The sequence below is a fragment of the Stutzerimonas xanthomarina DSM 18231 genome, from assembly GCF_900129835.1.
Lineage (GTDB): Bacteria > Pseudomonadota > Gammaproteobacteria > Pseudomonadales > Pseudomonadaceae > Stutzerimonas > Stutzerimonas xanthomarina.
In genome coordinates, this window is the sequence record NZ_FQXA01000004.1 from 211,459 (window position 1) to 236,320 (window position 24,862).

A 24,862-nucleotide genomic window follows, 5' to 3' on the forward strand; every position below is an offset into this window, starting at 1 on the left:
AACCGTTTATGAATGTCTTGGTCATCGGAGCTGGAGCGATAGGGCTCCAGTCTGCTTTTTTGCTAGCACAGGCTGGTTGTAAGGTCATGGTAATTGATCAATCCGCGGCCGGCCAGGAAGCCTCCTGGGCCGGTGGCGGTATTGTCTCGCCGCTATACCCCTGGCGTTATAGCGCAGCGATTACAGCACTGGCGCATTGGTCGCAGGACTACTACCCGGGGCTCGGCGAGGCTTTGAAGCAGCAGAGCGGGGTCGATCCGGAGGTTCACGAGACTGGCCTCTACTGGCTGGACCTGGAAGACGAGGATCAGGCCCTAGCCTGGGCGCACCGCCATAGTCGGCCGCTGCACCGGGTAGGCATGGAGCAGGTACACGCCGCTGTGCCCTCGCTTGGCGAAGGTTTCTCCAGCGCGGTGTACATGCCAGGCGTCGCCAATGTCCGTAATCCGCGTTTATTGCAGGCGCTGCGTGCAGCGTTGGCGAAGCTGCCCAATGTAACGATCATCGAACATTGCCCTGTAAGCGGTTTCATCAATGACGGAGCGCGGGTCGTCGGTGTGCAAACGGCTCAGGGCGAAATGCGTGCCGAGCAGGTTGTCGTTGCAGCGGGTGCCTGGAGCGGGAATCTGCTGGCAACGCTGGGGCTCAAGCTTCCAGTCAAGCCCATGAAGGGCCAGATGATCTTGTTCAAGTGCGCCGAAGATTTCCTGCCGAGCATGGTGCTGGCCAAGCGGCGTTATGCGATTCCGCGACGTGATGGTCACATTCTCGTGGGCAGTACTTTGGAGGATGTCGGTTTCGATAAGACGCCAACCGAAGATGCCCTGGAAAGCCTCCGAGAGACGGCCATTGAGCTGCTTCCTGGGCTGGCTGATGCAACAGTGGTCAAGCATTGGGCGGGTCTGCGTCCTGCTTCGCCTGAGGGCATTCCTTATATAGGGCCGGTGCCGGGCCACGAGGGGCTTTGGCTCAACTGCGGACATTTCCGAAACGGGCTGGTATTGGCGCCTGCTTCATGCCTGCTATTGACGGATCTGATGCTGGATCGCTCGCCTTGCATCGATCCCAAGCAGTACGCTCCTGCTGGTCGACTCTGATTCTGATACTGCCAAGGACCTCGAGCGCACGGTGTATCGATGACCAACGCGGCGCTGGTTTTGGGTTTGATTGTCGGGCGCGTCGTTTCGTTGAATCGTCATGTCCGGCACCGATACCCTTGGGCTGAGGCGCGTCGGCATTCGCCGCGGATTGGGCCTTACACAACGTCCGCCGTTACGCATGCGTAACCGATGGTCAAGAGGCAGAGCGGCGGGTCTTTCAGCAGCCTGAACGCAGCATTTCATCACTCAGTGCGGTGCTGTCGTGCTATTCGGCGGCGTTTGCAGCAAAGCGCTGCGCAGCCCTTCGAGTGCGCGGGTTTTGCTGTTAAATTGGACGGCTTTATGGCGCTGAGCCTTGTCGCGCCGATTTCTGTCTTCAAGAGGTTGTGTGTGGCCAAGAAAACCACGTCCCTTTCAGGCCTTGGCGGTCTGGTCTTTTCCACCGACACGGGGCGCCACTGCCCAGATTGCAGCCAACCGCTGGACGCCTGCATCTGCAAGCAACTGCTGATTCCCGCGGGTGATGGCATCGCTCGTGTTCGCCGGGAAAGCAAAGGGCGGGGTGGCAAGACGGTAACGACCATATCCGGCGTTCCCCTCGCTGAAGCTGAACTCAAGGAATTGGCCAGTGCGCTCAAGCGCCGCTGCGGTACCGGCGGCGCGCTCAAAGAAGGCGTGATCGAGATCCAGGGCGACCATGTTCAATTGCTCATCGACGAACTGATCAAGCGCGGATTCAAGGCTAAGAAGTCGGGCGGTTGACCGCTCGACCTTATCAATCCGGCGCGTGCGCTTATTTCCGGGCACGCCGGCTGTCCAAACTCGGACAGCCCTGTTGTCGCACCAGCTCGACAGACTCATCCCATTTCGCAGGAGGCCTAGATGCCCGTACGACGCACACGTAAAGATGACGGCAGTCAGTGGACCGCAGCGGATAGCCGTAGCGTCTATGGTATTCGCCACTGGGGGGCAGGCTACTTTTCGATCAGTGATGACGGTCATGTCGAAGTGCGCCCACAAGGGCCGAACGGCGCGGCCGTCGAATTCACCGCGCTGATCGAGCAGTTGCGTGATGCTGGGCTGACCTTGCCGTTACTGGTGCGCTTCCCCGACATTTTGCAGGACCGGGTACGTCATTTGACCGGTGCCTTCGATGCCAACATCGAGCGCCTCGAATACCAGAGCAAATACACCGCGCTGTACCCGATCAAGGTCAACCAGCAGGAAGCGGTGATCGAGAACATCATCGCCACGCAGAATGTTTCGATCGGTCTGGAAGCAGGTTCTAAACCCGAGCTGATGGCGGTGCTGGCGCTGGCGCCGAAGGGTGGCACCATCGTCTGCAACGGCTACAAGGATCGTGAATTCATCCGCTTGGCGCTGATGGGGCAGAAGCTCGGCCACAACGTCTTTATCGTCATCGAGAAGATGTCTGAAGTGGGCATGGTGATCGAGGAAGCGGTGGAGCTGAAGATCATTCCGCAGGTTGGCTTGCGCGTGCGGTTGTCCTCGCTGGCTTCGAGCAAGTGGGCCGACACTGGTGGTGAAAAATCCAAGTTCGGCCTGTCCGCCGCGCAACTGCTCACCGTTATCGAGCGTTTCCGCGCAGCTGGGGTGGAGCAGGGCGTGCGCTTGCTGCACTTCCACATGGGCTCGCAGATCGCCAACCTGGCGGACTATCGTGACGGCTTTCGCGAAGCCATCCGTTATTACGCCGAGCTGCGCGCGCTCGGGTTGCCGGTCGATCATATCGACGTGGGTGGCGGCCTCGGTGTCGACTACGACGGCACGCACTCGCGCAATGCCAGCTCGATCAACTACGACATCGATGAGTACGCCGGCACAGTGGTCGGGATGCTCAAGGAATTCTGTGATCGGCAGGAACTGCCGCACCCGCACATCTTCTCCGAAAGCGGCCGGGCCATGACCGCGCATCACGCCGTGCTGGTGATGCAGGTGACCGACTTCGAGCGCCACAATGATGAAGCGCCGACTATCGAGAACTACGACGAGCTGCCAGAAATTGTCCAGGCGCTGGCCGATCTGCTCGGCCCAACCGATCCCGAAATGGTCACCGAGACCTATTGGCGCGCGACGCACTACATGAGCGAGGCCGCAGCACAATATGCCTCCGGCAAGCTGAGCCTGGCGCAGAAGGCGTTGGCCGAACAGAGCTACTTCGCCATCTGTCGCCGCCTGTACAACCAGCTCAAGGCACGTCAGCGGTCCCACCGTGCGGTGCTCGACGAGTTGAATGACAAGCTGGCCGACAAGTACATCTGCAACTTCTCGGTGTTCCAGAGCCTGCCGGACACCTGGGCGATCGACCAAATCCTGCCGATCGTGCCGCTGCAGCGTCTGAGCGAAGAGCCGGTGCGCCGCGCGGTGCTGCAGGACCTGACCTGCGACTCGGACGGCAAGATCAAGCATTACGTGGACGAGCAGAGCATCGAGAACAGCATGCCGGTGCATGAGATTCAGGCGGGGGAGGAGTACTTCCTCGGGGTGTTCCTGGTGGGCGCCTACCAGGAAATTCTCGGCGACATGCACAACCTGTTCGGCGACACCGATTCGGTCAACGTCTATCAGCGCGAGGATGGCAGCTTCTATCACGCCGGTATCGAGACCCACGACACCATCGAAGATATGCTGCGTTACGTGCACCTCTCGCCCGAGGAGCTGATGACCTACTACCGCGACAAGGTGTCGAGTGCACGGCTCAGCGCCAAGGAACGCACCCAGTACATCGATGCGTTGCGGCTGGGGCTGACGCGTTCTTCCTACCTGACGCCCTGATCCAGTTATCTATGCTGGCATCGGGAGCAGTCGAGCACCGATCGCCAGTAGGCTAGCTTCTATCGGACCGTAGATACCGTCTTCCCCATTACCGAGCAAGGGCCAGTTGAGGGTCGAAACGCTGGCCCGATTTGAGTACCCCATAGGCAATGTGCAGCAGCTTGCGCATCGCTGCACAGACGATTTGTTTTCCGGATTTTCCTTTTGCACTCAGACGCTCGCGTAGAGCACTAATGGCCGGGTTGTGTGTGAGCGAGCAGACCGCCGGCATGTAGAGCCCAGCCCTCAAGCGAGACGATCCTGTGCGGGATATGCGCGTCTGGCCTTTGTAGGAGCCAGACTCCTGAAGGCGGGGGTTTAGCCCGGCATAAGCGGTGATCGCGCGTGAGCTGGCGAAGCGTAACGGATCGCCCAGCTCAGCCAGCAACAGGGCTGCGGAACGCTCGCCGATGCCATCAATGCTGGTCAGCAGGTCGCGTTTGTTGCGCAGGTCCGGGTCATCATCGATGTGGTCTCGGATCGCACGGAGCGTCTCTCCGATCTGCCGCTCGACATGGTGCAGCACTGAGTAGATTGAAGCCTGCACATTAGCGTCGGCCAGATCCAGGCGGTTGCGTTCCATTTGTTGGATCTCCTGCAGATCCTCCAAGCGCCGCACTAATGCTTTCAAGCGCCGGACGGCGGGAGGCTCAGGCTGCCAGGCCCGCAGATCGCTCTGGTGCCGCTCGCCATACTCAGCGATGAGTTTGGCGTCGACTTTGTCGGTCTTTACGCGCTGGAGCTGGCTTCGAGCGTAATAGGCGACCTGTGCAGGATTGAGCACGCAGACCTGATAGCCTTTATCGTGAAACCAGGTCGCGAGCGCTTCATGGTAAGCGCCGGTCGCTTCCATCACGATCCAGGCTTGGGCATTGGCGTGCTTGAGCAGCCACTGCTGGAGCGCTTCGAAACCGGCCACCTCGTTAGGCAATTTGGCCTTGGTGCGGTACTTGCCATTGGGCTGCTGGGTGGCGATGTCGAACGTGCGTTTGGCGATATCGATGCCGATGACGCTGGGCATAAGAACTCCTCCCGCTGGTTCAGAAAGATCAATACTTCACTCAGCTCTACCTTGCTGATGCGAGCTCTCGCCGGAGGCGGGCTCTGGATACCGTTCGAGCTGTAAGAGTGAGTATGGAAGGCTGCAGCGCTATCTACGTCGCAGGCTCAAAGCCTAAGGGTGGATACGGCTTTCTGACCTCCCCCCGATGATCAGTCGGGAACTATCACCCCAACATAGCGTGGTAGTCGAGATACAAGGGTGGATGTCGCCTTTTACATCCACCGTGGCTCCGCTCGGTGGATCGATGAAGTGCGATCCACCCTAAGGACTAGGAGGTGATGTTGGTACGCACGCTTCTATGTGAACGTGAGGTCGAGCGGTCCCGCTTTTTGTAGGCGCCAGCTCGCTGGCGAAGCTTTTTTATCGCCAATTCGCGAGCAAGCTCGCTCCTACAAGACAGCAACGCTATCGCGCCGCCCCTGATGGAGCCGGTTCGCAATCAAACCTTGCGCACGAACTCAGACTTCAGCTTCATCGCACCGATGCCGTCGATCTTGCAGTCGATGTCGTGGTCGCCGCCGACCAGGCGGATGTTCTTGACCTTGGTGCCCACCTTGACCACCAGCGACGACCCCTTGACCTTGAGGTCCTTGATGACGGTGACGGTGTCGCCGTCCTGCAGGGTATTGCCGACTGAATCCTTGATCAGCTTTTCGTCGTCGCCAGACGGTTCTGCCGCGTTGGCCGACCATTCGTGGGCGCACTCCGGGCAGACCAGCATCTGGCCGTCTTCATACGTGTATTCGGAATTGCATTGGGGGCAGGCTGGCAAAGCGCTCACGGCGGATCCTCGGTGGCGGTGCGAAAAGCCGCGAATTATATAAGGTTTTATCGGCCCGTGGAGAGTGCGCCAAGCTGAGGAGGCTTTGCGGGCTAGACGGAGATGCCTCCATCTCCCCGCCTGAGCGGCGGCGGAGACAGAAATTCGCAGCGAGCAGCGCTCAGTATTCGTCCTTGATTGCGCGGTAACGCTCGTCCAGCTCTCGGCGAATCTGCCGGCGCTGCTGGGCCTGGGCGAAGCGACGCTTCTGGTCAGGTGTTTTTGGCTCCAGTGACGGCACCGTAGTAGGGCGACCGTCCTCACCAACTGCCACCATCGTGAAGAAGCAGCTATTGGTATGCCGCACGGTTTTCTGCCGGATGTCTTCGGTGATCACCTTGATGCCGATCTCCATCGAAGTGTTGCCGACATAGTTGACCGAGGCGAGAAAGGTCACCAGCTCGCCAACATGCACTGGTTGGCGGAAATTCACCTGGTCGACCGACAGCGTCACAACGTACTGACCTGCATAGCGGCTGGCACAGGCGTAGGCCACTTCGTCCAGGTATTTCAGCAGCGTGCCGCCATGTACGTTGCCCGAAAAGTTGGCCTTGTCCGGGGTCATCAGTACGGTCATGGTCAGTTCGGCATGTCCATCAAGCATGGTGCGCGGCTCGTGCTGGCAAAAAGGGTTGCTACTTTAGTCGAATGCGAGGCGATTGTGACTCAGAAATCTGTGTCGCCACCCGTTTTTTTTCGAACGGTCAATGTGGCAATAGCGCGCAGGTTGTCATTGCCGCATCGCCTGCCTGATCAATCTGAACTGCAAGGTCGCTGGCGGAAGCCGCTGCGCTGCGCGCTGTGCAGCAGACGAATTGTGCGAACCGGTGCTCGCGATTAATGGCGCGCTGCCGTGGTGTGAGGCTTTATTGACCTGCGCCAGTATCGCAACTGATGTTCTCCCTATAGTCCGGTGGCTGCCATACATGCCTAACCACCCATCAGCGCCGGACTAGCCATGCGTTTATTCAGCCTCCTTCTGCTCAGTTGCCTCGTTCCGTTCGCCCACGCCAGCGAAGAGGCGATGGAGCGCTTTCAGTACCTAATGGAAGATGCGGCACGGCGTCAGCAGGCGTATGCGGCCGGCCAGGAGCGTGCACTGTTCTGTGGCTATTGCCATGGTGAAACCGGCAATAGCAAGCGCCCGCATATCCCCAATCTGGCGTCGCAGAATCCGATCTACCTGTTCCATTCGTTCGAAAAGTTCTCCAGGGGCGAGCGTGTGGATTTCGTGATGTCGAAACTGGCGAAAAACTTGACGCTCGAGGATCGGGTCAACATCGCCGTCTTCTTCAGTCAGCAGAAAGTCGAGCCTGCTGCGACTGCGTCGGACGCGGCGCTGGTCCAGCGTGGCGAAGCGCTGTTTCAGCGCACCTGTACTTCCTGCCATGGCGATCATGCGCAAGGCAAGGAGACCATGCCGCGACTGGCGGGCCAGCCTGATGAGTACATCCGCAAAGCGCTGGGTCGATTCCGCAGCAATGACCCGAGCCGAGCCGGTTCAGTCATGATCGGTGTCGCTGGGCAGCTGTCCGAAATGGACATAGAGGCACTGGCCGCTTATCTGACGCAGCTGCAGTTGAGTGAGCAGGAAGAGCAGCAGGCCAGCACGCAGCTGCTCGGGGTGGTTGAACACTAGGCCTGTCCGCGACGGTGTTGCGGCTGGACGCACACTCCGATGCAGGGGATATGCCATTTGATTGCCTGTCGGGCTGGCCGCGCCGTACCCATTCAACTCAATCGTATTCCGACGGCTCATGCTCGCCAAGCAAGCGCCGCTGCCTCGGCGTGGCAGCGGCGATCACATCCGGGTTGAATCGCCATTGCAGGTAAGGCGAAAACTTCTGCGCCACCATGCGGCGGCCGTAATGCACCTGCAGCAGATAGCGGCTGCGGTCGGCCGTGCGGTTGCGGCTACCGGCGTGCCAGAGGTCGCTGCGAAACAGCAGCACGTCGCCGGCCTCGCAGAGCACTGGCTGTGGCTCGCGACCCTGCCAGTGGAGTTCACCCGTGCGTGGTTTGCGACCGGACCGGTGACTACCGGGTATCACCAGGGTAGGGCAGAGGTCTGCATCGATCTGGTCGAGATAGAAATGCGCCGTGCAGACCTGCATCGGCAGCTCGAAGGCTGGATCCTGTAACCAGTGCTCGGGCAGCACCAAGGCGAGGTAATCGGCATGCAGTTCACCGCCAACGAAGCCCGGATGGCTGCGCCAGGCAGTCTGGCCGATGACATGGCAATCCGTGCCGAGACAGGCTTCAGCCAACTCGATCACACCAGGAGGATCGAGCAGGGGTAGCCAGGACGGATCACGGTTAAAGACGCATTTGTAGTGATCGTCGACCAGACCCTGGTAGTCCCAGTGGATGGGTTCGAGGCGATCAATGGCCGTTCGCACAGCCTCAACCTGCGGCGGCTGCAACACCTGGCGCAGCAGAACGAAGCCCTGCTCGTGCATGGCCTGTAACTGCTCGGCGGTGCTGCGGCTGAGTGACATGGCGGTCGATTCGGTGATGTTCACCGCTATCGACAGTTTGTTGAAAGCTTGGGTTCGTATGCTCCCGGCGCTGCTGATGACCTGTCGTCGCAGCAGGCACACGGCCACAAGCGGTGAGCCCGTTTTACCCTTCCTGTGCGAACCCCGGCGCGCAGCCACAAGCGGCGTCTGCCGGGTTCGCTTCTAGCCTGCTTACGGCGGCGGCGATGCTGCTCCAGCGCCGACACCTCTGCTTCGGCCAGCTCGTCCAAGGGCGCTAACAAGCGCTGCTGGCGTAACGGCAAGCAATGCGCATTGCTCCTTTGCACCCGGTTTGCCTAGCCCTGGACGCCCGCTCCGCCGACGATCCGCAATCCGCTCTGGCCGTTGCCCTGGCGTTGCACCTGGATTTGCACCGGGATGCGCTCGTGCATTTCCGCCACGTGTGAAATCACCGCGACCTTGCGGCCTTGGGCCTGGAGCGAATCCAGCGCGTCCATGGCGATCTGCAGAGATTCCGGGTCGAGGCTGCCGAAGCCTTCGTCGATAAACAGCGACTCGATCTTGAGCTTGCTCGACGCCATCGAGGCCAGTCCCAGCGCCAGGGCCAGCGAGACGAGGAAGGTCTCGCCACCCGACAGCGAATGCACCGAGCGCAGCTCGTCGCCCATCTCCGTGTCCATCACCAACAGCCCCAGCGGGCTGCCGCCGCGCTTGAGCCGATAACGACGAGCCAGCTGGCGCAGCTGCACATTGGCGTGCTGCACCAATAGGTCGAGGTTGTAGGCCTGGGCGATCTTGCGGAAGGCACCGCCATCGCTGGAGCCGATGAGCGCGGCAATGCGGCCCCAGCGCTGGCTTTCCGCAGTGGCGTCGGCGATCTGCGTGAGCAAAGCCTGGCTTTGATTACGGCGCCTGTCGTCGTCGAGCAGCGCCGCGCGGGTTTCGGCGCTGCGCTGCTCGGCCGCGTTGCAGCTGATTTCCTGTTCCGCGTACTGGCGCTTCAGCGTTTCGCCATTCGGCGCGTCGGGCTGCCCGGCCTGATGCGCGGCCAGCCGTTGCGTGCAGCCGTCTAGCCGTTCACGGCTACGGGCGAGCAGTTCGGTGTTGGCGCGCAGGCGTTCGCGGGCTTCGGTGAGCAAGGCGTCGTCCAGTTGCAGCAACTGCGTCAGGGTCGCATCGTCCAGATCGGGGTGCGCGGCACGCCAGGCGGCAAGTTCTTCGCCAAGGGATTCGCGTTCGGCCAAGAGCTCGCCGCGACGCCCGGCGCAGTTCTGCTGCTCGCTGGCATGCCGGGCCAGCTCGACGCGCGCTTCGTTGAGTTGCCGGTCGATCTCAGCCTGTTGCTTGCGAGCGGTCTGGATGGCGTTCTCCAGTTGCAGCTGCCAGGCCTGGGCGCTGGCTTGCTCACCCAGGCTGTCACGCAGGCTCTGGCGGCAGGCCAGTTCGCGAGCTTCGAGTTCGGCGAGGCGCGCCGCGAAGGCTTTGTGCTGGTCGAGACGATGCTGTTGTTGCAGCTGCTCACGTTCCAGTGCGCTCTGGCGCTGCTGTTGCTCCTCGGCAACCGCTGTCTGTTGGTCGATCTGCTGGCGCCGGGCCTCGACCTGGCTGTCGAGCTGCATAAAGGTTTCGGCTGGCGCCTCGCGCCAGCGTGCGAGCAGGGCGGCGGGCAGCAGGCTGCCGAACTCGGCCAGCTCTTCGTCCAGTCGTTCGTCGTCGCGGGCAATGGCGTCGCGCTGGCCAGTGAGGGCCTGGGTCGCCTGGATGCAGGCTTCACGCGCGCGCTGCCAGTCGTTCTGCAGGGTTTCGCTGCGCTGCTGCAGCGCCAGCAGATCGCGCTGGCGGGCGTTGGCCGTGGTGATGTCGGTTTTGAGCGTGGCGAGTTTCGTGTCCAGCCAGGAGTGGCGTTCTGTTTCCGGCTCGTTCAGCAGCTCGGCATAGAGGGGCATAGCGGTCAGTTGCGGCTCCAGCTTCGCCAGCTCATCGGCGATTTCCGCGTGTCGCTGCGCGTTCTGTTTGATGCCCGTGGTCAGGGCGATGTGCTGGTCACGCAGCGCCTGAAGTTTCTCGTCGTGACGCTTGAGCTGCAGCTGGGCCTGCTCGGCTTCGTGCTCATCGCCCTGGTCGAGGGCGGCGAGCAGCGCCTTGCCGTCATGCCAGGGATGCTCGAGGCTGCCGCAGACGCTGCACGGCTCGCCGGGGACAAGCGCCGTGCGCAAGGCCTCGACATTGGCACTGCGGGCCAGACGCTGGCGATCCAGCAGCGCCTGTACAACCTTCAGCGCCTTTTCCGCGTCATCGCGTTCCGTGCGAGCGAGCTTGCCGGCTTGTGTCAGGGCCTCGAGCTCCTGCTGCTGGCGGTTCTGCTCATCGCGTAACGTCTGTTGCTGATCTGTTAGTTGCAGATGACGAGACCAGAACCCGAGCAGGCTTTCACCTTCGCGCTGGGCTTCACGCCAGGCGTCGAGCTGCGTGTTGAGCTGCGCGAGCTGCTCGGCCAGGCCCGTTGCGCCGCCAATCCCAGTTTGCAGTTCGTCGAGCGCCTGGCGTGCCTGCGCCTGTGCAGCCTCGGCGGTCTTGGCCGCGGTTTCCAAGGCGGGGAGTTCCTTACGACCCTGCTGCAAGCGAGCCGCTATCTGCACGGCTTGCTGCAGGCGCGGCCGGTAGCCATTCCAGGCGGCGCACAACGGCTGCAGCTCGGCGCTGCGGGCAAGCCCTTCGGTCAAGGCCGCCAGTTGGGTGGCGGCTTTTTCCTGTTGCTGTCGTAGCTGAGCGAGGGTCTGTTCGCCGGCCTTGCTCGCGGCTTCGGCGTGTTCGGCTTGCTGGCGCGCGTCACTCAGGTCATTGCCCAGGTGGCTCAAGCGTTCCTCTTCGCGGCGCGCCTGCACCAGCCGGGGTTCGGCTGCCTTGAGCGCCTGCTCGGACGCCGTCAATGCCTCGGTCGAGGTCTTGCAGAGCTGCTCCAGCTCGTCGAGCCGCTGCTGCACCGCGCTGTGCTCGCGGGCGTGTCGAGCCAGGTTTTCCTCGACCTTCGCCAGCAGCGGCGCCAGTTCCTGTTCGCGCAAGAAGCGGTGCCTTTGTGGTGCTAGCAGTTCGAACAGCCCGAGAATGCGGCGGGCGTCGGCCAGGTTCTCCTGTTCGGTCTCGGCATCGCTCAGCTGCTGCCTGGCGTTGTCGCGTTCCCCTTGCAAGCGGGCCAGATCATGTAGCCATTGGCTCTGCTGTTTCAGCATCTCGAGCTGCTGCTGCAGCGCCTTGAGCTCGGCCAGTTGTGTCTGGTGCTGGGCTTCCAGCGCCTGGCGCGCTTCAGGTTCAAGAGGTATCACCCCTTCTGCTTGGCGCGTCAAACCGCCTAAGTTGTCTTTCGCCTGCTGAGACGCTTCGTATGCCGCTTGGCCGATACGGCTGTAAAGAGCTGTATCGGTAAGCTTCTCAAGTAGCGTGCCTCGCTCATCGTCTTTTGCCTTCAGAAAAGCGCTGAACTCGCTTTGCGCGAGAAGAACTGCCCTGGTGAATTGGGCAAGATTGAGGCCGATCTTCTGATGTATCAGCTCCTCGAATCCACTCTTTTTACCGCTGGCCAACAGCTGGCCGCTATCGAGGTCGGTAAGACTCTGATTGCTGGCCTGCAAGCGACCGTCGACCTTTTCCCGAGCGCGCTTGACCTCCCAGCGGGCGCGGTAACGGTTTCGGTCAATGCCGACGAAATCCACTTCCGCATAGCCACTACCACAACCGCGACGCAACAAGTTTCGGACGTCGTTCGTTCCTATTTCATCGTCACCGTCCGGTACTTTGCTAAGGGCATTGGTGTTGGCCAGGCGTGGGGTTTTGCCGAACAGCGCCAGACACAGCGCATCGAGAATGGTGCTCTTGCCGGCACCTGTAGGCCCAGTGATGGCGAACAGGCCTGCGCTGGCCAGGGGTTCGGCGGTGAAGTCGATGACCTGCTCGCCTGCCAGCGAGGCGAGGTTCTTCAGGCGAATGGCGAGGATCTTCATCGGGCGTCTCCTTCACCTTCGAACTCAACGCCTTGCAAGAGGCTGGCAAAGTCGTCCAGTGCCTGCTCATCCGGCGGGTTGCCGAACTGTTCTTCCCAGGCGCGCGCGAAGAGTTCCTGCGGGGTGATCTGGTCGAGGCCAAGCAGCACATCCGAGTCGGCCTCACCGCGTTTCCCTGCATATTCACTGGCGATTCGCACCAGCCGGCAGGCCTTTCCGGTGATCGCCGTTTCGATGCGCTGGCGCAGGTCCGGAAGCGGCTCGTCGAGCTGCACGCGCACTTCCAGCCAGGGCAGGTTCTCGGCGAACAGGCCTACCGGCGGCAGCGATTCGAGCTGGCTGATGACGTCGGCCAAGGGCGCACGGCCGATGCGGATCATCTCCACGGCGCGGGGCACGGGTAGTGCCTCGACGCTGGCGAGGCGGTCGCCCTCGAAGCCGACCAGCAGGACCTGATGCAGGTAGTTGATCTCGCCGAACGACAGGGGCAAAGGCGAGCCGCTGTAGCGGATGCGCTCCTGCCCGATGACCTTCTGCGGCTTGTGCAGGTGGCCGAGGGCAACATAGGCGATGGGCTCGGGGAACAGGCTGGCGGGCAGCGCCTCGGCATTGCCGATGACGATATTGCGCTCCGAATCCTCCGATACCGCGCCGCCGGCCATGTGGGCATGGCTCATGGCGATCAGCGCTTGGCCGGGCTGGCGCTGCGCTTCTGCAGCGGCGATCAGGCGCTGATGCACATGACGGATGCCGGCCATGTAGTCCTCGCCCGCCTCACCTCCGGTAACTTCCGCCGGGCGTAGAAAGGGCAGGGCCAGGCACCAGCCCGCAACTTCGCCCTTGGCATCGTGCAGCGGGACCAACAGCCGGCCATGATCGAGCTGATGGTCCGCCAGCCAACTGATACGGCCGATGGCATGGGCGTTGAGGCGCCTCATCAGCGGTCCGGGCAATTCGATGCGCCCGCCGGAGTCGTGGTTGCCGGCGATCATCACGATATCCAGCTGCGGGAGGTTTGCGTGGGTGCGGACGATGAAGTCGTAGAGGCGTTCCTGCGCCTTGAGCGGCGGGTTGACCGTGTCAAAGATATCGCCGGCGATGAGGAGAGCGTCCGGCTGGTGGACGGTTAGCTGGTCGAGCAGCCAGGCGAGGAACTGCGCGTGCTCGTAGCCGCGGTCCTGGCCGTGGAGGGTCTGGCCGAGGTGCCAGTCGGAGGTGTGGATCAGGCGCATACGAAGGGTCTTTTGAACGTTCGGTTGGAATTCACCGCAGCTTGGTGGAAACGGCGGTCAGGGTTCGCGTGTCGCTCTCTGCAAGAGAGAGTCGGATGCCGAATTGCTTGCGGCTCAAGACCTATTGGCGGTGGTTGCCGAGGCATTTGTTTCGCCCTGCTGGGCGAGTTCCTTTTGGCAGTCGCCCCAAAAGGAACCAAAAGGTCTTGCCCCTGCATCCGGGTCTCGCTGCGCTCGACTTCCCTCATTCCATCGCTGCTCCGAGGGTCGCCGCGCAAGGGCCATCCATGGCCCTTCACGGCTCTTGCGGCATCCATGCCGCTCGCCCCTCTGCGCAGCGATTCCATTCGGCCTTCTGAAAGGGGCGTTCGGCGTCGTCTGAGGGGCTGTTTGTCATCGAACGAGGAAGGCGCTTTGTAGCTGTTGCTGTTCCAAAACTTCCAGACAACTCGGTCCCGAGTCCCCTTCAGGAGGCCGAGCGTAGGCGCTGCGCAGGGGGACGCTAGGCATGGATGCCGAGCGAGGAGCGATGGGACATGGATGTCCCTTCGTGACGACCCCTGGAGCAGCGTCGGAGGGAGGGAAGTTTTGCGAAGCAAAACCCGGATGTAGGGGTGGCCTTCTTTTTGGTTACTTTTTCTTGGCCACACAAGAAAAAGTGACGCGCCGTGCAAGGCGCAACCTGTAGTCCCGGCCGAGGAAAGCGCGGCGCCATACGAAAGTGTGCGCGCCACCAGCATCTGATCGCGAGCAAGCTCGCTCCTACGAAAAACGACGGGCCAGTGCGTTGCCCAATCAACAGGCGCTCCACTCGCAATCGGCCTGGCGGACGAAGGCGGGCGAGTGAATTCGCTCCTACAGGGAAGGCGGCCGCTGGTAATGGTCATGTGTACAACCACACCTTCAGCCCCTGCAGATTCCTCACCTGAATCTGCTGCGCCGCTGCATTCGCCTGCACCGTATTCGGATCGATCTGATAGCGCTGCAACACGTACTGCACCAACGCGCCACGGGTGGCGATACGCAGTTCACCGTCCTGCATGCCGTAATCGGTTTCGATGATCGATTTCTGCTCCGCACTGAGTCGCACATCCGGCTCGATGACCACATCTACCGGAGTGTTCCAGGCTTCGTCCTGCTCGAGCCTGTTCTCGCTTTCATCCATCAGGTCCGGTTCACCACGGAAGCGGCTGAGGACGAAGTCGCGAAAGCCCCGGTTCTTCTCGCAATAGGCGCGCACATGCCAGCGGGTGCCGGTGAACACCAGGGTATGCGGTGCCATCACGCGGATTTCGACATCCGGGTGGGCGAGGGAGACATATTCGGTTTCCAACCGTAGCCCTTCGCGGCAGGCCTTGAGAATTGGCCGCAGCACCTCGGGCCGGATGCTGCGGTCAGGCATGTGCAGCACTTCGGTGTGCGCGTAAGCCAGCGCCAGGCCTTCGATATGCGGGGCGCGGTCGCGGTTTTGATCCAGTAGGTGCAGGTAGGCACTGGCGCTGCCATCGATGAACAGCGGCTCGAACTGCGGGCTCGGCTTATAGCCTTTCAGATGGCGGTCATATGTAAGATTTTCCGGCGCATGTTCGTTCAGGTAGGTGTTGATGTCCTTCGACGCTTGCTGCCGGCTGATGCCAAAACTCTGCATCAGGTGACCCGTAGTCAGGCGGCCTTCCCACCACGCAATCGTCTCGATCAGGCGGTACCGCAGTGCCAGATCCCAGCGAACCTGACTGATCGATTGCTTGCGTTTCATGCGCGCCCCATCTGTTGGAAATGTTTACGTGCGACTATCGGGTGACTCGACGTGTCGTGCGACGCTACATATATTCAGGGCGTACTTCAAGCAAGCAGATAAAGGAACGCCCCATGAGCCTGTTACTGAATGCGCTTATTTTTTCGTTGACTGCCTTTGCCGGAATGGGCGTTCTGGCGTGGCTGGCTTACGGTGCCAGCGAACGGAAGTGAAGGGTGTTTACAATTTCGTTGCCGATGAATAGTCGCCCGATGAGTGGTTGGAATCTCCGAGTGTAAAGCAGGGTCTTTGTTTCAGACCCAGCGCACGAGGCCCCCATGAAAACCCTGTCCCGTCACCTTGCCGAAAATTTTCCGGCTGATTACAAGACCCGCGTTGAACCGCAAGAAGACGGTTGTTTGGTGGTCCGTGTCGGGTATCCGCTCAACGGCACCGAAGCCACTCGGGTGATGTCGGGCCGGCATGTTCAGAACGGTCTGCTGGTTGAAACCATTCTGGAAGACATGCGCAACGAGTTGGCGCGCGTCCAGTAACTCCCTCGTGTCATCCGCTACGGTCTTTGGCTCTGCTTCGCAAGCCGGACGCGTACGCAGAGCCCTCCAAGCTCGCTCTCCTCAAGTAATAGCTCACCCCGCCAGGCAACCAGAATATCGCGTACGATACCAAGCCCCAGCCCGTGCCCTTCGGCATGTTCATCGAGGCGAGTACCGCGTTCCAGCACTGCGTCGCGACGCGCTTCAGGGATGCCCGGCCCATCATCATCGACTGAGATGAGGTAGCCGTCGGTGATCGGGGCGATTGTCAGCCGCACCTCAGATCGGGCGAACTTGCAGGCGTTGTCCAGCAGGTTGCCGAGCAGCTCAAGCATGTCCTCGCGGTCCCAAGGCAAGCGGCATCCTTCATGGCTGTGCCAATGTAGATGGAGATCCCGACGGTGGATCATCCGCAACGTTTCGAACAGCGGGGCGAGTTCTGCGGCGCAATCGAAATAGCTGCCGGGCAGCACTTCGCCAGCCAGGCGTGCGCGACCCAGTTCCCGCGTGACCCGTTGTTGAATCTGCTCGAGCTGTTCCGCAAGGCTGGCCTGCAACTCTGGATACGCGGCGAGTTCCTCGCGTCGGACCAGGCTGCCGAGCACCGCCAGCGGTGTTTTCAATGCGTGACCGAGATTGCCCAGCGCATGGCGTGAGCGTTTCAGGGTGTCGTCGGTGTGTGCCAGCAGATGGTTGATCTGTTCCACGAGTGGTTGCAGTTCGACCGGCGCCTGGACGTCCAATTGCTGACGCTGGCCCTGCTGCAGCTGCGCAATCTGCTGGCGTGCTCGCTCCAGCGGGCGCATGGCGAGTTTGACCGCGTAGCGCTGCAGCAGCAGCAACACCAGCAGCGCCAGACCGACCAGTCCCAAGCCACTGAGCCTGACCTGGGTAAAGCTTTTGAGGATGGGCGTGTAATCTTGCGCCACGTTGATGGTGATGGTTTGCCCGTCGCGCCGATAGGTGGCTCGATAAGCCAACAGACGCTGATCCTGCGGACCGTCCAGCAGATCCTCGGCCATGCCGTTGCCAGCCGGCCAGGTCGGTTCGGCGTCCCACAGAGAGCGGGATCGCCAGCTACGGGCCGGCAAGTCGATGCGGAAATAGTGGCCGGAAAACGCGCGTTGATAACGCGGATTCAACCGGCTCGAATCGAGCACAAACCCCTCCGGACCCTGAACCACGGCCGTCAACAGGCCTTCCGTTTCTTCCCTTAGATCGGTGGCCAGGTTGCGCCGCAGGCCTGACTCGAACAACCAGAGACTGCTTTGGACCAGCAACAGTCCGACCAGCAGCAGCACCGCGATCAGTCCGACGCTGAGGCTGCGCTGGATCGACTTCAAGCGGCGCCGCCGAAGCGGTAACCCTGGCCGCGGCGGGTTTCGATCAGCTCGCGACCGAGCTTGCCGCGCAACCGATTGACGTGCACCTCGATGACGTTGGAGTCACGCTCGGTTTCGCCGTCGTAAAGGTGTTCGGCCAGCTGGGTTTTCGACATGAGCTGGCCGGGATGCAGCATGAAATAGCGCAGCAGACGAAATTCGCCAGTGGTCAGTTCGATGTCCTGACCATCCTTGTGGCAGCGCTGGCGTGCTTCGTCCAGGGCTATTCCTCCTGCCTGCAGCAACGGCTGATTGGCTACGCCGTGGGCGCGCCGCAGCAGTGCCTGGATACGCAGTAGCAGCTCTTCGGGATGGAAGGGTTTGGTCAAGTAGTCGTCGGCCCCGGCTTTCAACCCTTCGATGCGCTCGGCCCAGGAGTCGCGGGCCGTCAGGATCAGCACCGGCGTCGCCAGGCCACGGCTACGCCAAGCGCGCAACACCTCGAGCCCCGGTTTGCCAGGCAGGCCGAGGTCCAGAACCATCAGGTCATAGGGTTCGCTGCTGCCCTGATAGTCGGCGTCGCGACCATCCGCCAGCCAGTCGGTGGCATAGCCTTGGCGCGTGAGGCTGGCGACCAGCTCATCGGCCAGCGGAATATTGTCTTCGACCAGTAAAAGGCGCATCAGTCTTCTTCATCCTTGAGCAGACGGCCGTCGCGCGCGTCCAGTTCCAGCTCGCGGGCGACGCCGTCGGCGGTCAGTAATTCGATTTCGTAAACGTAAACGCCATCCTCTTCTTCCAGCTCTGCCTCAAGCAATCGGGCGCCTGGGTGGCGAGCCATGGCCTGCTGCAACAGACTTTCCAAGGGCTGAATCAGCCCCTCACGCCGCAGCCGCAGGGCTTCGTCCTGATCGAGGTCGCGGCTCGCCACCGGAGTGGCGGCGAGCAGCAGGGCCAGCGGAAAGGTGAAAAGAATGGCGGGTCGCATTAGTCGTCCTGATGGTCCTTGAGTACTTCGCCGGTCTTGGCGTCAAGCTCTAGGTCCCATTGCACACCTTTGTCGTCGCGCAATTCAACCTGATAGATGTGGCGACCGTATTCTTCTTCCAATTCGGTCTCTTCGACGGTGGCCCCGGGGTGCTTGGCCAATGCAGCTTCGTTGAGCTTCTCGAACGATTGAATGGTGCCTGCATCGCGCAACTTCAAAGCCTCATCCGGTCCCAGATCGCGGGCCATGGCCAGGTTGGCGCCGAGGGCGAGGGCGGCGGCAGTGATCAGCGTAGTCAGTGTTTTCATGGTTTCGTTTTCCTGTGTGGGTTTCGACGATTCACAGGTTACGAGGTGCGGCTTACGCGAAACTGAACGCGACGATGTGCGGAAAAGCCGGCTGGCAGAGCAATAGGGGCGACCGCATTGTCCAATACGGCGTACGTCCACCTGATCCAGGAGGTCCGTCATGAAAGCGTTCTATTGCGTCACGCTCAGTCTTGTACTGCTCGCCCCGGCTGCGCTCGCTCAGGATCTACTCAAGCCTGCGGCCCCTTCAGATTCTCCGGATATCGATGCCGGCCCGGCCACCGAAATGGTCTCCGAACCCGTTATGCGCGCCACCGGCACGATCGAGGCAATCGATCGTGAACGAGGCGTGGTGACCATCGCCCATGGCCCGGTGCCGGCGTTGAAATGGCCCGCTTCGACCATGGAATTTCAGGCCCGTCGCGAGCAGCTGGAAGGGTTGGCCAAGGGCGATGCGGTGCAGATCGGTTTCCAAAGCGAAGGGGATGAGGCTGCGTTGGTCTCCATCGACAAGCGTTGATACAGACAGGTCGCCGGCGCGGACGGTTGCAGTGAACCAATCACCCGCCGTTGAGCTCGTATTTTCAAGGGCCACCGTGTGGCTCGTCCCGATAACACGAGGAATTCAATCATGTACCACAAGAAATTGACCGCTGCCCTTGCCGTTGCTGTTTTGGGAACTACTAGTGGCGTTGCACTGGCTGACCAGCCGGGCGCCGACTGGATCACCCTCGAGCAAGCCGTGGAAAAAGCCAAGGCTGCCGGCTACACCACGCTGCACTCCATCGATGCCGATGGTGACTCCTGGGAAGGCGAAGGCATGAAGGCTGACGGCAAGGTCTGGGAATTCAAGATTGACGGTAAATCCGGTGAAGTGACCCGCGATAAAGAAGACTGATCGTGTGCTGACCCCGCGCGGCAAAACCCTATTTGCCGCTTGGCGGGCCGGCTCATTCCTGATCCGGCCCGCCCGCCCAAGGTTCGCAGGTTTTGACTATTGCGAGTCCTTGTCCTTGTTACGATTCGGCATCACCTTGGCGAAAATCTGCTTGGCTGACTGCACCAGAATACCGGCCTGATCGGGGTCACCTTGCAGCAGTGTCGTGGCGTACTTCTTGATCTGATCGATCTTCAGATGCGGCGGCAAAGGCGGCACGTTGGGGTCGGTCTTGAATTCGATCAGGACCGGCCGGTCCGCGGCGAAGGCCTGCTCCCAGGCGGCAACGACCTGATCTTCACGGTCGACATAGATGCCAACCAGCCCAATGGATTCGGCAAAACGGTGGTAGGGCACGTTGGGTATGTTCTGCGACGCCTCGAACTTCGGATCGCCCTCCATGACCCGTTGCTCCCAGGTCACCTGATTCAGATCCTCATTGTTGAATACGCAGCAGATCCATTGCGGGTTCTCCCATTCCTGCCAGTACTTGGCCACGGTGATCAGTTCGGCCATGTTGTTCATCTGCATCGCACCGTCGCCCACCATCGCCACCACCGTGCGCTCCGGATGGCAGAACTTGGCTGCTATGGCGTAGGGCACTGCCGCGCCCATTGATGCCAGCCCACCGGACAGCGAGCCCATCATGCCGCGACGCAGGTGAATGTCGCGCGCATACCAGTTGGCGCAGGAGCCTGAATCGCTGGTGACGATGCTCATGTCCGGCAACCGTGGCGAGAGTTCGAGTGCAACGCGCTGCGGATTGATCGGTTCCGCCGAAACCATGGCGCGCTCGACCAGCGTGTCGTCCCAGTCGTCTCGCCAGTTCTCGATGCGATCCCGCCACTCGCGATCTGCCTTGTGCAGTAACAGTGGCAGGAGGGCGCGCAAGGTCTCCGCCGAGTCCCCTTGCAGGTTCACTTCCATCGGGTAACGGATGCTGAGCATGTCCGCCTTGAGGTCGATCTGTACGCCGCGGGCCTGGCCTTCCTCGGGCAGAAATTCGGAGTAAGGGAAGCCCGACCCAACCATCAGCAGCGTGTCGCATTCATTCATCATCTTGTAGCTCGGTTCGGTGCCGAGCAGGCCGATCGAACCGGTTACCCACGGCAGGTCATCCGGCACCGCGGCCTTGCCCAGCAGCGCCTTGGCCACGCCCGCCCCGAGTTTCTGCGCCACCGCGATGATTTCATCGGTGGCGTCCAGCGCGCCGGCACCCACCAGAATCGCGACCTTCTTGCCGGCGTTGAGCACCTCGGCCGCACGGATCAGGTCTGTGTTGTAGGGCACGATCTTCGGTCGGTTGTACCCGATGCCGGAAAACACCGCGCCGTGGCTACGCGGAGGGTCGCTGTATTCCATTTCCTGTAAATCGTTGGGCAGGATGATCGCAGTGACCGTGCGCTGTCCCAGCGCCGTGCGTATCGCTCGGTCCACCAGATGGCGTACTTGCCCCGGTGTGCTGGCTTGCTGGACGAACGCACCGGCGACATCCTTGAACATAGAGGCCAGGTCGACTTCCTGCTGATAGTGCGCGCCCATGGCGGTACGGGCCTGCTGGCCAGCGATCGCCAGCACCGGCATGTGGTCCATGCGGGCGTCGTACAACCCTGTTAGCAGATGCGTTGCGCCTGGGCCGGAGGTGGCGATGCACACGCCCAGCCCGCCGTTGAACTTGGCATCGGCCGAGGCCATGAACGCCGCCATTTCCTCATGCCGCGCCTGGATGAAGCGGATCTTCTCATTGGCGCGATTCAGCGCGCCGAACACGCCGTTGATGCCATCGCCCGGATAGCCGTAAATGCGCCGAACGCCCCATTGATAGAGGCGTTCGATCAGGAAGTCACCAACTGTTATCGCCATGAGATTTCGCCTGGTCTGGACTGGAAGCAGCCCAGGCGACGATTGCCGTACGCCTGGTGTATTAGTCTGGACCGGGCGTTGCCGCCAGGGTTCGCGGGTTTCAGCCGGATGACAGGGTCTCTGCCTGATGACAGCAGCCTTGGCTGGTAGCCGAATCATTGCGATTGGCGCGGCCGGTTGCATCTACGGTGTCCGCACTGCCGTAGCGATCATGGTGACGCACCCAGTCGGTCAGGTTGTACCGCGGCCCGTTTTCGTTGCGCCCGTTAGGGGTCATGTCCAGCAGTACATAGCTGCCCAGCAACTCCTCGGCGCCACGCCCATAGGCGGAAAAGGTGTGATAGATACGCCCGTCCTCGTCGCGATAGAACACGCTAAAGCCCGATAGCTCTTCGCAGACGAAAGGCTCCCAGGCGAAGTTGTGGAAGACCTTGCCATCGACGATGTCCTCGCGGTCGAAAGACACGTGGAAGTCACGGTTGAAATCGCTACCGGCCGAAGACACCCAGCGAATGCTCCAGCCCATGCGCTGGCGAAAAGCATCGATCGCCGCGAAGGGGCCGCGCGACACGGCAACGACACTGACATCGTGGTTGGCCAGATGCACCAGCGTTCCTTGCAGATGGTCCATCTCGAACGAGCAGCCGACACAGCCTTCCTCCCAGTCCGGGCCGAACATGAAGTGCTTGATGATCAGCTGGCTACGGCCGCCAAAGAGGTCGTCCAGGCTCACCGAGCCCTGTGCGTCCTGAAAGCGGTAATCCTTATCCACAAGGGTCCAGGGCAATTCGCGACGGGCGGCGGCCAGGGCCTCGCGTTGATGGGTGACCTGTTTTTCCTTGATCAAATGTTCGGCATGTGCGGCCAGCCATTGCTGGGGGGAAACGATCGAGTGGTTCTTCACTGTGGGCCTCCGGTAGCGCGGCGCGCATCGGGATTCCGATGCATTCAAGCAATGGTCGATTGGCTTTTGCGCAAATCGACAGCGAGGTGCGGGCCGTTCAGTCGGGTATCATCAACGGCCGTTTCCTCCAGTATCGCCGCCATGCCCGCTCCCGCCGCCCGCAGCACCCTGCATCTGCCCCAAGGTCACTGGGCCACTGTGCTTGACTGCCTATGTGCGCATTTTCAGGCAATCGACCGGGCGACCTGGCTCGATCGTTTCGCCCGCGGCCGCGTGCTGGGTGCGGACGGGCAGCCACTGGCGCTCGACCACCCTTATCAGGTGGGTTTAAAGGTTTATTACTTCCGTGAGGTGCCGGACGAGAAGCCGATCCCGTTCGAGGAAGCCGTGCTGCATCTGGACGACCACCTGCTGGTGGCCGACAAACCGCACTTTCTGCCGGTGATGCCGGCTGGCGAATACGTCAACGAGACGCTGCTGGCGCGCCTGAGCAAGCGTGTGGGCAATCCCGATCTGGTGCCGATCCATCGCATCGACCGACTGACGGCTGGGCTGGTGCTGTTCTCGACCAATCCCGAGAGTCGCGGTCGCTACCAGGCACTGTTCCGCGAGCGCCGTATCGACAAGCGTTATGAGGCGATCTGCCCGGCGCTACCTGACCTTGAATTTCCGCGTGTGGAGCGGCTGCACATGATCGACGGTGAGCCGTTCTTCCTGATGAAGCGCGGCGAAGGCGAACCCAATAGCGAGACGCGCATCAAGGTGCTCGAACGCCGCGGCGGGCTTTGGCGTTACGCGCTCTATCCGGTTACCGGACGCAAACATCAACTGCGCTTGCAGATGGCCACGCTGGGTGCCGGTATTTGCAATGACCCCTTCTACCCCGAGTTGATCGAGCGGGCGAGGCGTGACCAGGACGACTATGACCTGCCGCTCAAGCTGCTGGCGCGCGGGCTGCAATTCGACGACCCGTTGACTGGCGAGCGGCGGTGTTTCGAGAGTCGTTTACAGCTCGACTGGTAAGGCGTTGGCACGCCCTCGCGGTCAAGACCGCTCCCACAGGCGGCGTGTGCTTCATATCGTTTTATTCACTCACCTTGGCAGTCTCTCCTGCCGTTATCCCGACGCCACGACTGCTTGATGAAGCTCCAACTGTGACTGGAGCGGTTTTTCCCGCGAAATGATCAAGCACGGACTGTGGGGCGGTACTGGCCCGCGTACGAGGGTGGGAGCGGTCTTGACCGCGAATAACGCTTAGCCGCTCCGCGAGCGGCGGTGTATCGAAAGCTGTCCGCGGCTCGACTGGTAAGGCATTGACACGCCCTCGCGGTCAAGACCGCTCCCACAGGCGGCGTGTGCTTCATATCGTTTTTGTTCACGCACCTTGACAGTATCTTCTGCCGTTATCGCGACGCCACGACTGCTTTAGATGAAACTCCAACTGTGACTGGAGCGGGTTTTCCCCGCGAAATGATCAAGCGCGAACTGTGGGTCGGGTACTGGCCCGCGTACGAGGGTGGGAGCGGTCTTGACCGCGAATAACGCTTAGCCGCTCCGCGAGTGGCGGTGTTTCGAGAGGTGTTTACAGCTCGACTGGAACGGCGTTGGCATGCCCTCGCGGTCAAGGCTGCTCCCACAGGCGGCGTGTGCTTCATATCGTTTTATTCACTCACCTTGGCAGTCTCTCCTGCCGTTATCCCGACGCCACGACTGCTTTAGATGAAGCTCCAACTGTGACTGGAGCGGTTTTGCCCGCGAAATGATTGAGCATGGACTGAGGGGGCGGTCTTGACCCGCGTACGAGGGTGGGAGCGGTCTTGACCGCGAATAGCTCTCGGCCCTTGCCCCAATCGCACAAACCACTAGGGGCTCTGTCATCGATCCGCACCTTCTTAGCCGCTCTCAGTCGATATCGTTAACGCCCAAGCCGAAGCGCTATCGCCATGCCTGAAGGTCCATCCATCGTCATCCTTCGCGAAGAAGTTGCCGCATTTACAGGCAAGACCGTCGAGCGTGCGGAGGGCAATAGCAAGCTCGATACATCACGGTTGGTCGGCCAGACGGTGCGTTCGTTTCGCAGTTGGGGCAAACACTTCCTGATCGAGCTGGACGACGTATCCCTGCGTATCCATCTGCTGCTGTTCGGCAGCTATCGCATCAACGAGCGCAAGGAGTCCGCGCCGCGCCTGAGCCTGGGCTTTGCCAACGGCGAGCTGAATTTCTACGGCTGCTCGGTGCAATTCATCGAAGGCCCGTTGGATGAGGCCTACGACTGGAGCGCCGATGTGATGAGCGACGCTTGGGACAGCCGTGCCGCACTGAAGAAGCTGCGCGCACGGCCCCGGCTGCTGGCCTGCGATGCACTGTTGGACCAAACGCTGTTTTCCGGCTCCGGCAACATCATCAAGAACGAAGTGCTGTTTCGCACGCGCATCCATCCACTGTCACTGGTCGGCGAGCTGCCGGCGACCAAGTTGCGGGCGCTGGTTAACGAAGCACGGACCTACAGCTTCGATTTCCTTCAGTGGAAGCGCGAGGGCACGCTCAAGGCGCACTGGTTGGCGCATACCAAAACGACCTGCCCGCGCTGCAAGATTCCCTTCGTCAAAGCCAAGTCACTGGGCCGTAGCCAGCGCCGCAGTTTTTATTGCGAGCGTTGTCAGAAGCGCTACGGCGATAGCGATCAGGTGGCAGCTGAACAACCCGCCACCGATGCCTAGCAA

Annotated in this window: 22 protein-coding genes; 9 read left to right on the forward strand and 13 right to left on the reverse strand. The window is 61.3% G+C overall.

What is annotated here, in order from left to right; genetic code table 11:
* Positions 1-8 precede the first annotated feature (8 nt).
* From thiO to speA, 3 genes are all read left to right on the forward strand, one after another.
* Positions 9-1,097: a glycine oxidase ThiO gene (gene thiO / locus BUE09_RS11990; protein ID WP_073301176.1), complete on the forward strand. Its 1,089-nt coding sequence runs from the start codon at positions 9-11 to the stop codon at positions 1,095-1,097.
* Between the two features lie 393 nt (positions 1,098-1,490).
* Positions 1,491-1,862, forward strand: a complete 372-nt coding sequence (locus tag BUE09_RS11995) for a translation initiation factor Sui1 (RefSeq protein ID WP_046163963.1) — start codon at positions 1,491-1,493, stop codon at positions 1,860-1,862.
* Positions 1,863-1,982: 120 nt separating this feature from the next.
* On the forward strand, positions 1,983-3,896 hold the full coding sequence (gene speA, locus BUE09_RS12000) for an arginine decarboxylase (RefSeq protein WP_073301177.1): 1,914 nt from the start codon (positions 1,983-1,985) through the stop codon (positions 3,894-3,896).
* 88 nt (positions 3,897-3,984) lie between these two features.
* Here speA and BUE09_RS12005 read toward each other — a convergent pair whose 3' ends face one another.
* The 3 genes from BUE09_RS12005 to BUE09_RS12015 form a co-directional block, all read right to left on the reverse strand.
* The gene (locus BUE09_RS12005; RefSeq protein WP_073301178.1) at positions 3,985-4,956 is read right to left on the reverse strand and encodes an IS110 family RNA-guided transposase; all 972 of its coding nucleotides are present in this window, start codon (positions 4,954-4,956) and stop codon (positions 3,985-3,987) included.
* Between the two features lie 481 nt (positions 4,957-5,437).
* Complete coding sequence (locus BUE09_RS12010) at positions 5,438-5,779, reverse strand: zinc ribbon domain-containing protein YjdM (protein WP_073301179.1); 342 nt, start codon at positions 5,777-5,779, stop codon at positions 5,438-5,440.
* A gap of 160 nt (positions 5,780-5,939) precedes the next feature.
* Positions 5,940-6,422 (reverse strand): acyl-CoA thioesterase, encoded by a 483-nt coding sequence (locus BUE09_RS12015; protein WP_073301180.1) that lies wholly within the window; start codon positions 6,420-6,422, stop codon positions 5,940-5,942.
* 354 nt (positions 6,423-6,776) lie between these two features.
* Here BUE09_RS12015 and BUE09_RS12020 point away from each other — a divergent pair, with 354 nt between their 5' ends.
* Complete coding sequence (locus BUE09_RS12020; protein WP_073301181.1) at positions 6,777-7,457, forward strand: c-type cytochrome; 681 nt, start codon at positions 6,777-6,779, stop codon at positions 7,455-7,457.
* Between the two features lie 97 nt (positions 7,458-7,554).
* Here BUE09_RS12020 and BUE09_RS12025 read toward each other — a convergent pair whose 3' ends face one another.
* The 4 genes from BUE09_RS12025 to BUE09_RS12040 form a co-directional block, all read right to left on the reverse strand.
* A complete protein-coding gene (locus tag BUE09_RS12025) occupies positions 7,555-8,316 on the reverse strand; it encodes a phytanoyl-CoA dioxygenase family protein (RefSeq protein ID WP_073301437.1) in 762 nt (253 codons plus the stop codon).
* 317 nt (positions 8,317-8,633) lie between these two features.
* Positions 8,634-12,296 carry an AAA family ATPase gene (locus BUE09_RS12030; RefSeq protein WP_073301182.1) on the reverse strand — a complete coding sequence of 1,221 codons (3,663 nt, stop codon included), beginning with the start codon at positions 12,294-12,296 and terminating at the stop codon, positions 8,634-8,636.
* Positions 12,293-13,528, reverse strand: coding sequence for an exonuclease SbcCD subunit D C-terminal domain-containing protein (locus BUE09_RS12035; protein WP_073301183.1), 1,236 nt, complete (start codon positions 13,526-13,528; stop codon positions 12,293-12,295). Before BUE09_RS12035 ends, BUE09_RS12030 begins: the two co-directional genes overlap by 4 nt.
* 883 nt (positions 13,529-14,411) lie before the next feature.
* A complete protein-coding gene (locus BUE09_RS12040) occupies positions 14,412-15,284 on the reverse strand; it encodes a helix-turn-helix transcriptional regulator (RefSeq protein WP_046163868.1) in 873 nt (290 codons plus the stop codon).
* 317 nt (positions 15,285-15,601) lie between these two features.
* Between BUE09_RS12040 and BUE09_RS12045 the strand changes: the two genes are divergently transcribed.
* Positions 15,602-15,817 carry a hypothetical protein gene (locus tag BUE09_RS12045; protein ID WP_073301184.1) on the forward strand — a complete coding sequence of 72 codons (216 nt, stop codon included), beginning with the start codon at positions 15,602-15,604 and terminating at the stop codon, positions 15,815-15,817.
* A gap of 17 nt (positions 15,818-15,834) precedes the next feature.
* Here the strand turns inward: BUE09_RS12045 and BUE09_RS12050 are convergent, their stop codons facing one another.
* From BUE09_RS12050 to BUE09_RS12065, 4 genes are read right to left on the reverse strand one after another with little or no spacing between them, the layout of a single operon-like run.
* On the reverse strand, positions 15,835-17,160 hold the full coding sequence (locus tag BUE09_RS12050) for a sensor histidine kinase (RefSeq protein ID WP_073301185.1): 1,326 nt from the start codon (positions 17,158-17,160) through the stop codon (positions 15,835-15,837).
* Positions 17,157-17,822: a response regulator transcription factor gene (locus tag BUE09_RS12055; protein WP_073301186.1), complete on the reverse strand. Its 666-nt coding sequence runs from the start codon at positions 17,820-17,822 to the stop codon at positions 17,157-17,159. Before BUE09_RS12055 ends, BUE09_RS12050 begins: the two co-directional genes overlap by 4 nt.
* Complete coding sequence (locus tag BUE09_RS12060) at positions 17,822-18,127, reverse strand: PepSY domain-containing protein (protein WP_073301187.1); 306 nt, start codon at positions 18,125-18,127, stop codon at positions 17,822-17,824. Before BUE09_RS12060 ends, BUE09_RS12055 begins: the two co-directional genes overlap by 1 nt.
* Entirely contained in the window at positions 18,127-18,435 is a 309-nt protein-coding gene (locus tag BUE09_RS12065) for a PepSY domain-containing protein (RefSeq protein WP_073301188.1), read from the reverse strand. The genes BUE09_RS12060 and BUE09_RS12065 overlap by 1 nt, the downstream gene beginning before the upstream one ends.
* 160 nt (positions 18,436-18,595) lie before the next feature.
* On the opposite strand from BUE09_RS12065, the gene BUE09_RS12070 reads away from it, so the two are divergent.
* Complete coding sequence (locus BUE09_RS12070; protein ID WP_073301189.1) at positions 18,596-18,955, forward strand: copper-binding protein; 360 nt, start codon at positions 18,596-18,598, stop codon at positions 18,953-18,955.
* A gap of 111 nt (positions 18,956-19,066) precedes the next feature.
* Entirely contained in the window at positions 19,067-19,333 is a 267-nt protein-coding gene (locus BUE09_RS12075; RefSeq protein ID WP_073301190.1) for a PepSY domain-containing protein, read from the forward strand.
* A 96-nt stretch (positions 19,334-19,429) separates the two neighbouring features.
* On the opposite strand, the gene BUE09_RS12080 is transcribed toward BUE09_RS12075, so the two are convergent.
* Both BUE09_RS12080 and BUE09_RS12085 read right to left on the reverse strand, forming a co-directional pair.
* Positions 19,430-21,235: a thiamine pyrophosphate-requiring protein gene (locus BUE09_RS12080; protein ID WP_073301191.1), complete on the reverse strand. Its 1,806-nt coding sequence runs from the start codon at positions 21,233-21,235 to the stop codon at positions 19,430-19,432.
* A 100-nt stretch (positions 21,236-21,335) separates the two neighbouring features.
* A complete protein-coding gene (locus BUE09_RS12085) occupies positions 21,336-22,139 on the reverse strand; it encodes a DUF899 domain-containing protein (protein WP_073301192.1) in 804 nt (267 codons plus the stop codon).
* 141 nt (positions 22,140-22,280) lie between these two features.
* On the opposite strand from BUE09_RS12085, the gene BUE09_RS12090 reads away from it, so the two are divergent.
* Positions 22,281-23,162, forward strand: a complete 882-nt coding sequence (locus BUE09_RS12090; protein ID WP_167369786.1) for a pseudouridine synthase — start codon at positions 22,281-22,283, stop codon at positions 23,160-23,162.
* Between the two features lie 920 nt (positions 23,163-24,082).
* Positions 24,083-24,859: a DNA-formamidopyrimidine glycosylase family protein gene (locus BUE09_RS12095; RefSeq protein WP_073301193.1), complete on the forward strand. Its 777-nt coding sequence runs from the start codon at positions 24,083-24,085 to the stop codon at positions 24,857-24,859.
* The last annotated feature ends 3 nt before the right edge of the window (positions 24,860-24,862 follow it).

What these genes read in the sequence shown, in the direction of transcription:
- thiO (WP_073301176.1), top strand. Translation starts at nt 9, where the DNA reads ATGAATGTCTTGGTCATCGGAGCTGGAGCGATAGGGCTCCAGTCTGCT.
- speA (WP_073301177.1), top strand. Translation starts at nt 1,983, where the DNA reads ATGCCCGTACGACGCACACGTAAAGATGACGGCAGTCAGTGGACCGCA.
- BUE09_RS12005 (WP_073301178.1), bottom strand. Translation starts at nt 4,956, where the DNA reads ATGCCCAGCGTCATCGGCATCGATATCGCCAAACGCACGTTCGACATC.
- BUE09_RS12015 (WP_073301180.1), bottom strand. Translation starts at nt 6,422, where the DNA reads ATGCTTGATGGACATGCCGAACTGACCATGACCGTACTGATGACCCCG.
- BUE09_RS12020 (WP_073301181.1), top strand. Translation starts at nt 6,777, where the DNA reads ATGCGTTTATTCAGCCTCCTTCTGCTCAGTTGCCTCGTTCCGTTCGCC.
- BUE09_RS12025 (WP_073301437.1), bottom strand. Translation starts at nt 8,316, where the DNA reads ATGTCACTCAGCCGCAGCACCGCCGAGCAGTTACAGGCCATGCACGAG.
- BUE09_RS12030 (WP_073301182.1), bottom strand. Translation starts at nt 12,296, where the DNA reads ATGAAGATCCTCGCCATTCGCCTGAAGAACCTCGCCTCGCTGGCAGGC.
- BUE09_RS12035 (WP_073301183.1), bottom strand. Translation starts at nt 13,528, where the DNA reads ATGCGCCTGATCCACACCTCCGACTGGCACCTCGGCCAGACCCTCCAC.
- BUE09_RS12040 (WP_046163868.1), bottom strand. Translation starts at nt 15,284, where the DNA reads ATGAAACGCAAGCAATCGATCAGTCAGGTTCGCTGGGATCTGGCACTG.
- BUE09_RS12045 (WP_073301184.1), top strand. Translation starts at nt 15,602, where the DNA reads ATGAAAACCCTGTCCCGTCACCTTGCCGAAAATTTTCCGGCTGATTAC.
- BUE09_RS12055 (WP_073301186.1), bottom strand. Translation starts at nt 17,822, where the DNA reads ATGCGCCTTTTACTGGTCGAAGACAATATTCCGCTGGCCGATGAGCTG.
- BUE09_RS12060 (WP_073301187.1), bottom strand. Translation starts at nt 18,127, where the DNA reads ATGCGACCCGCCATTCTTTTCACCTTTCCGCTGGCCCTGCTGCTCGCC.
- BUE09_RS12065 (WP_073301188.1), bottom strand. Translation starts at nt 18,435, where the DNA reads ATGAAAACACTGACTACGCTGATCACTGCCGCCGCCCTCGCCCTCGGC.
- BUE09_RS12070 (WP_073301189.1), top strand. Translation starts at nt 18,596, where the DNA reads ATGAAAGCGTTCTATTGCGTCACGCTCAGTCTTGTACTGCTCGCCCCG.
- BUE09_RS12075 (WP_073301190.1), top strand. Translation starts at nt 19,067, where the DNA reads ATGTACCACAAGAAATTGACCGCTGCCCTTGCCGTTGCTGTTTTGGGA.
- BUE09_RS12080 (WP_073301191.1), bottom strand. Translation starts at nt 21,235, where the DNA reads ATGGCGATAACAGTTGGTGACTTCCTGATCGAACGCCTCTATCAATGG.
- BUE09_RS12090 (WP_167369786.1), top strand. Translation starts at nt 22,281, where the DNA reads ATGCCCGCTCCCGCCGCCCGCAGCACCCTGCATCTGCCCCAAGGTCAC.
- BUE09_RS12095 (WP_073301193.1), top strand. Translation starts at nt 24,083, where the DNA reads ATGCCTGAAGGTCCATCCATCGTCATCCTTCGCGAAGAAGTTGCCGCA.